Below are 5,941 nucleotides of genomic sequence, written 5' to 3'. Positions count from 1 at the left end.
ACGCGGGCCTGCGCGCCGGCATACGGCAAGAGGTACGGGAGCTCTTGGCGCACACCGAGACTCCGGCGCTACTGGTGACGCACGACCGCGCCGAGGCGATGACAACCGCGGACCGCGTCATGGTGCTACTGGGCGGTCGAGACGCGCAGACCGGCACACCCGAGGACCTCTACCGCCGACCGGTGTCCGCGGAGCTCGGATCGTTTGTCGGTGAGGCCCACGTGGTGGACGCCGTGCGCAACGGCGGGCGTGCGGAAACGGTGCTCGGCTCGGTCGACGTGGCAGAGGGAAGCAGCGGCCGCGGGAGCGTACTCGTCAGGCCCGAGCAATTGCAGCCGGTCGCAGACCCCGAAGGCCGATTTCGTGTTTTCGCAACATATTTCGCCGGACCACACATCCAGGTCGCCGTGCAGCACATCGACACCGGTATGTCGATGACCGCGTGGGTACGGGAGCTGGATTCACTCGGCGCCGGAGCGACCGTGCGTCTGCACGTTCGGGGGCGCGTGCCGTTCTTCGCGATCGACTCGATGAACGGTCACGCAGTCCGACGGTGCGCGAGTGCAGCCACCGCTGCGTCGTAGCGGCTCGACACCACGTCGGCGACGAGCGGGTGATCGCCGAGGACGCGCGCCTCGACCACCTCGGTGCCCAGCTGCTCGACCACGCCGAACACGCGGTCGGTGAGACGTCCCGGCGCCAGGAACCACGGTGCCACCACGATCGTGCGTGCACCGACCGCCGTCAACTGCTGTAGTGCGTCGGCCGCACCGGGCGTCGGGCCGGTCGCGAAACACGTCACCGACGCCTTCCATGACGTCCCCGCGACTACGCGCTCGGCAAGAGCTCTCGTCCGTTGATTGGCGCTCTCGTCGGACGACCCGACGGCCGCGACAGCGATGCCGACGTCCGAGTCGCCGGCATCGACCCCAGCCTCGAACACGCGCTGACGCAGAGCGGTCACGAGCCGTCGATCGTCGCCCAACACCTCGGCCTGTTCGAGTCGCAGATGTGGATGCCGCGACCGTGCAGCCTGGAGGATCCCCGGAAGATCGACCCGGGCGTGGAACGCGCTTCCAAGAAGCAGTGGGACGAGCACCGCAGACGCCGAACCGGCTGCATGCTGCGCGGCGATGCCGTCGAGCACGTCCTCGACGCTCGGTTCGGTCAGATCGAGAAATGCGACGCGCACATCGAGGTCGGGGCGACGTGCCCGAATGCGATCGACCACGGCAGCCACCGTCCGCGCAGAACGCGGATCACGGCTGCCGTGGGCGACGGCGATCAGTGTGGTCATCAGAACAGTGTGGTCATCGGGGCAGTGTGGTCAGTAGAGCCGGCGTCACACCGGTGCCGGCGTTCCCGATGCGGATTCGCCGAGTTCGACGGCCGAGAGCGCGTCACCGACGAGGCCCGCAGCGAGAGTGTTCCCGCCTGCCGGGTCAATGAGCAGGAAGCTGCCGGTGTGCCTGTTGACGGCGTAGTCGTCGGCGACGATCGGTTCTGCAACGCGGATCGAGATGCGGCCGATGTCGTTGAGTTCCAACGATTCCGGTGACGGGTCGGCGGTGAGGTTCTGCTCGTCGAACCTCTCGACGAGGGTTCCCACGATGGCCTGGGTCGTGCGGGTGCCGTGCTTGAGCAGCAGTCGTGCTCCCGCGCGCAGTGGCTTTTCGGTCAGCCAGCAGACGGTTGCGTCGAACTCGCCGAGGGGCTCGGGGGCGTCCTGCGGAGAGACGATCGTGTCGCCGCGTGAGATGTCGACGTCGTCGGCGAGAATCAGGGTGACGCTGCGTCCCGCATTCGCGGTGTCGAGTTCGCCGTCGGCCGTGTCGATACGCTCGACCGTGGTACGTGTCCCGGAGGGCAGAACAACGACGTCGTCTCCCGGCGATACGGTTCCGGCGGCCACCTGGCCCGCATATCCCCGGTAGTCGGGGTACTCGGGTGTGCGTGGACGAATGACGTATTGAACGGGGAAGCGAAGGCCCACGCGGTGCGGTTCGGCGTCGACGGGTACCGACTCGAGGTGCTCGATGAGCGTCGGGCCGTCGTAGTACGGGGTGTTGGCGGACCGGACGGCCACGTTGTCGCCGTTCAGAGCCGACACGGGGATCTCGACGACGTCCTCTGCGGCCCAGCCCAAAGAAGAAGTGAGCGAATTGAATTCGGCGGAGATGTCCGCGAACACCCGGGCGGGATCTTCGACGAGGTCGATCTTGTTGACGGCGAGAACGAGCTTCGGTACTCCGAGCAGTGCAAGCACCGCAGCGTGCCGTCGGGTCTGCGTGATGACGCCTTTGCGAGCGTCGACGAGCAGAATGACGAGCTGTGCCGTCGACGCGCCGGACACGGTGTTGCGCGTGTACTGGACGTGCCCGGGCGTATCGGCAAGAACGAACGACCGTGCGGGCGTGGCGAAGTAGCGGTACGCCACGTCGATCGTGATTCCCTGCTCGCGTTCCGCGCGGAGGCCGTCGACCAGCAGGGACAGGTCGGGGGTGCTCAGGCCGCGGTCGACCGAAGCGCGGGTGACCGCGTCGATCTGGTCTGCCAGAACGGATTTCGTGTCGTACAGCAACCGACCGACGAGGGTCGACTTGCCGTCGTCGACGCTACCGGCGGTGGCGAGGCGCAGCAGCTGTGCGCCTGCCGAGTGATCGGATTTCACCGTGCTCATCAGAAGTATCCTTCGCGCTTGCGGTCTTCCATAGCGGCCTCGGAGACGCGGTCGTCGCCTCGCGTTGCACCACGCTCGGTGAGACGGGATGCGGCGACCTCGGCGAGAATTGCCTCGTTGTCGGCGGCATCGGAAAGAACGGCACCGGTGGTGGAACCGTCCCCGACGGTGCGGTATCGCACAGATAGGGTCTGCAGGTCCTCGGCGTCGGTAGGGCCGCCCCACACGCCCGGAGTCATCCACATACCGTCACGCTGGTAGACGGGACGCTGGTGCGCGTAGTAGATGCTCGCGAGTTCGACGTCCTCACGCGCGATGTAGCGCCAGATGTCGAGTTCGGTGAAGTTGCTGAGCGGAAAGACGCGTACCTGCTCGCCGGGGGAGTGCTTGCCGTTGTACAGGTTCCACAGTTCCGGCCGCTGCTTCTTCGGATCCCACTGACCGAAAGCGTTGCGAAGCGAGAAGATCCGCTCTTTCGCACGAGCGCGCTCCTCGTCTCGGCGGGCTCCACCGAATACCGCGTCGAAGCGGTTCTCGGAGATCGCGTCCAGAAGCGGAACGGTTTGAAGGGGATTGCGGATTCCGTCGGGGCGCTCGGTGAGACGCCCGTCGGCGAGGTAGTCCTCGACCTTCGCGACGTGCAGGCGCAGGTTGTACTTGGCGACGACGTAATCGCGGAAGTCCAAGACTTCCTGCAGGTTGTGGCCGGTGTCGACGTGCAGCAGTGCGAACGGCAGCGGAGCGGGCCAGAACGCCTTGATCGCCAGGTGCAGGAGGACGGTGGAGTCCTTGCCGCCGGAGAACAGGATGACAGGCCGCTCGAACTCGCCCGCGACCTCACGGAAGATGTGAATTGCCTCGGATTCGAGTGCGTCGAGCGTGTCGAAGCGGCTGCTGTCGAGCAAGCGACGTCCGGTCACGGGTGCCTCTGCAGATGCGGTTTCGAGAGTCATGATGCGTGCAACCCACATTCGGTCTTGGCCTTACCGGCCCACCGACCGCTACGCGGATCGGCGCCGGGGGCGGGTTTGACGGTGCACGGTGCGCACCCGATGGAGGGATAGCCTTCGTCGACCAACGGATTGACGAGGATGGAGTGCTCGTCGATGTACTGCTGCATGTCGTCGTCCGACCACGCCGCGATCGGGTTGATCTTGACCAGCCCGAATGCGTCGTCGAACGAGACGAGGGGGGCGTTGGCGCGAGTGGGGGCTTCGACGCGTCGGATGCCGGTGACCCAGGCGCTGTACTTGGCCAGTTCCTTCTTCAGCGGTGCAACTTTGCGAAGTGCGCAGCAGCGGTTCGGCTCTCGCGCGAACAAGTCCTTGCCCTCGGAGGCGTCCTGCTGGGCGACGGTCTGCTCGGCGCGGGCATTGATGACGTTGACGCCGTACACGGCCTCGACGGCGTCACGCGTACCGATGGTTTCCGCGAAGTGATAGCCGGTGTCGAGGAAAAGGACGTCGACTCCTGGATGTACTTGCGCCGCAAGGTGAACGAGAACCCCGTCCTGCATGTTGGACGCCACGATGTAGTTCTTGCCGAACTCGCGTTCCGTCCACTCCAACAGGTCGCCTGCGCTTGCGCCGTCCAAGTCACGAGCGCCGCGACCGGCGATCGCTTTCAACTCGTCGACCGTGAGGTCGAGTCGGGTGGAAGTGTCTGTGCTCATCGGAGATCCGCCTCGTCTGCTCGTACGGCCCACTGTGCGAACCGCTCGCCTTGATTGCGGTGCTTGATGAAATTACGCACCACTCGTTCGATGTAATCGCCCAGCTCGGTGCTGTTGACTTTGTGCTGGCGCAGCTTGCGGCCGAACGCGCTGTCCATGCCCAGGCTGCCACCCAGGTGAACCTGGAATCCTTCGATCTGATTCCCGTCGCCGTCGTCGACCAGCTGGCCCTTGAAACCGATGTCGGCGATCTGCGAACGTGCGCACGAGTTGGGGCAGCCGTTGATGTTGATCGTCACCGGCACATCGAGCTGCTGGTTGACATCTGCCAATCGCTGCTCGAGGTCCGGGACGAGAACCTGTGACCGCTTACGTGTTTCGGCGAACGACAATTTGCAGAACTCGATGCCGCTGCACGCCATCAGATTCTTGCGCCAGTGCGACGGGCGAGCTGGGAGGCCGAGTTCGTCGAGGTCGGCGATGAGTGCTTCGAGCTTGTCGTCGGGAACATCGAGCACGATCAGCTTCTGGTACGGCGTGAAGCGCAGCCGGTCCGACCCTGCCTTCTCGGCGGCGTCGGCGACCTTGGCCATGATGGTGCCGGAGATACGTCCGGCGATCGGGGCGACGCCGACGGCGTTGAGGCCGTTCTTGAGCTTCTGGATGCCGACGTGATCGCGCGGGCGCGTCGGCTTCTCGGGCGCCGGGCCGTCGATCAACCTGCGATGCAGATATTCGTCTTCGAGCACCTGTCGGAACTTCTCGATGCCCCAGTCCTTGATGAGGAACTTGAGCCGCGCCTTCGCACGCAGACGTCGGTAGCCGTAGTCACGGAAGATCGAGACGACGCCCTCCCACACATCGGGGACATCGGCGAGTGGAACCCACACCCCGACCCGTTGCGCGAGCATCGGGTTGGTGGACAGTCCGCCGCCGACCCACAGGTCCAGGCCCGGGCCGTGCTCCGGGTGGTTCACGCCGATGAACGCGATGTCGTTGATCTCGTGCACCACGTCCTGCAGACCCGAAATGGCGGTCTTGAACTTGCGCGGCAGGTTCGAGTACTCGGGCTTACCGATGTACCGCTCGACGATCTCGTCGATGGCGGGGGTGGGGTCGAGAACCTCGTCGACGGCCTCGCCGGCCAACGGCGACCCGAGAACGACGCGTGGGCAGTCGCCACAGGCCTCGGTGGTTTTCAGGCCGACTGCCTCGATGCGACGCCAGATCTCGGGGACGTTCTCGACCTCGATCCAGTGGTACTGCACGTTCTCCCGGTCCGACAGGTCCGCTGTGTCGCGCGCGAATTCCTGCGAGATGCTCGCGAGGGTGCGGAACTGCTCGAGATCGAGCGCACCGGCGTCGCACCGGATGCGCATCATGAAGTACTTGGCCTCGAGCAGGTCGATGTTCTCGTCACCGGTGAAGGTGCCGTCGTATCCCTGCTCGCGCTGCGTGTAAAGCCCCCACCAGCGGAACCGACCGCGAAGGTCGCTCTTGTCGATGCTGTCGAAGCCCTGCTTCGAGTAGATGTTCTCGATACGAGCGCGGACGTTGAGCGGGTTGTCGTCCTTCTTGGCCTGCTCGTT

The 5,941-nt window shown here is 65.3% G+C and carries 6 protein-coding genes; 1 reads left to right on the top strand and 5 read right to left on the bottom strand.

What is annotated here, in order from left to right:
* On the top strand, positions 1-584 hold a 584-nt coding region (locus WBQ44_RS15150; RefSeq protein WP_495567497.1), incomplete at its 5' end, for an ATP-binding cassette domain-containing protein.
* Here WBQ44_RS15150 and WBQ44_RS15145 read toward each other — a convergent pair.
* The 5 genes from WBQ44_RS15145 to WBQ44_RS15125 form a co-directional block, all read right to left on the bottom strand.
* Positions 539-1,297 carry a sirohydrochlorin chelatase gene (locus WBQ44_RS15145; protein ID WP_495567496.1) on the bottom strand — a complete coding sequence of 253 codons (759 nt, stop codon included), beginning with the start codon at positions 1,295-1,297 and terminating at the stop codon, positions 539-541. The genes WBQ44_RS15150 and WBQ44_RS15145 overlap by 46 nt on opposite strands.
* 45 nt (positions 1,298-1,342) lie before the next feature.
* Positions 1,343-2,680 (bottom strand): sulfate adenylyltransferase subunit 1, encoded by a 1,338-nt coding sequence (locus WBQ44_RS15140; protein ID WP_495567495.1) that lies wholly within the window; start codon positions 2,678-2,680, stop codon positions 1,343-1,345.
* Positions 2,680-3,633 carry a sulfate adenylyltransferase subunit CysD gene (cysD, locus tag WBQ44_RS15135; protein WP_495567494.1) on the bottom strand — a complete coding sequence of 318 codons (954 nt, stop codon included), beginning with the start codon at positions 3,631-3,633 and terminating at the stop codon, positions 2,680-2,682. The genes WBQ44_RS15140 and cysD overlap by 1 nt, the downstream gene beginning before the upstream one ends.
* Positions 3,630-4,352: a phosphoadenylyl-sulfate reductase gene (locus tag WBQ44_RS15130; protein WP_495567493.1), complete on the bottom strand. Its 723-nt coding sequence runs from the start codon at positions 4,350-4,352 to the stop codon at positions 3,630-3,632. The genes cysD and WBQ44_RS15130 overlap by 4 nt, the downstream gene beginning before the upstream one ends.
* The coding region (locus WBQ44_RS15125; protein WP_495567492.1) for a nitrite/sulfite reductase at positions 4,349-5,941 on the bottom strand (1,593 nt) is incomplete at its 5' end. The genes WBQ44_RS15125 and WBQ44_RS15130, both read right to left, overlap by 4 nt.

The sequence above is a fragment of the Rhodococcus sp. (in: high G+C Gram-positive bacteria) genome (genome assembly GCF_049591685.1).
Lineage (GTDB): Bacteria > Actinomycetota > Actinomycetes > Mycobacteriales > Mycobacteriaceae > Rhodococcoides.
This window is presented reverse-complemented; position numbering and strand designations above follow the sequence as displayed.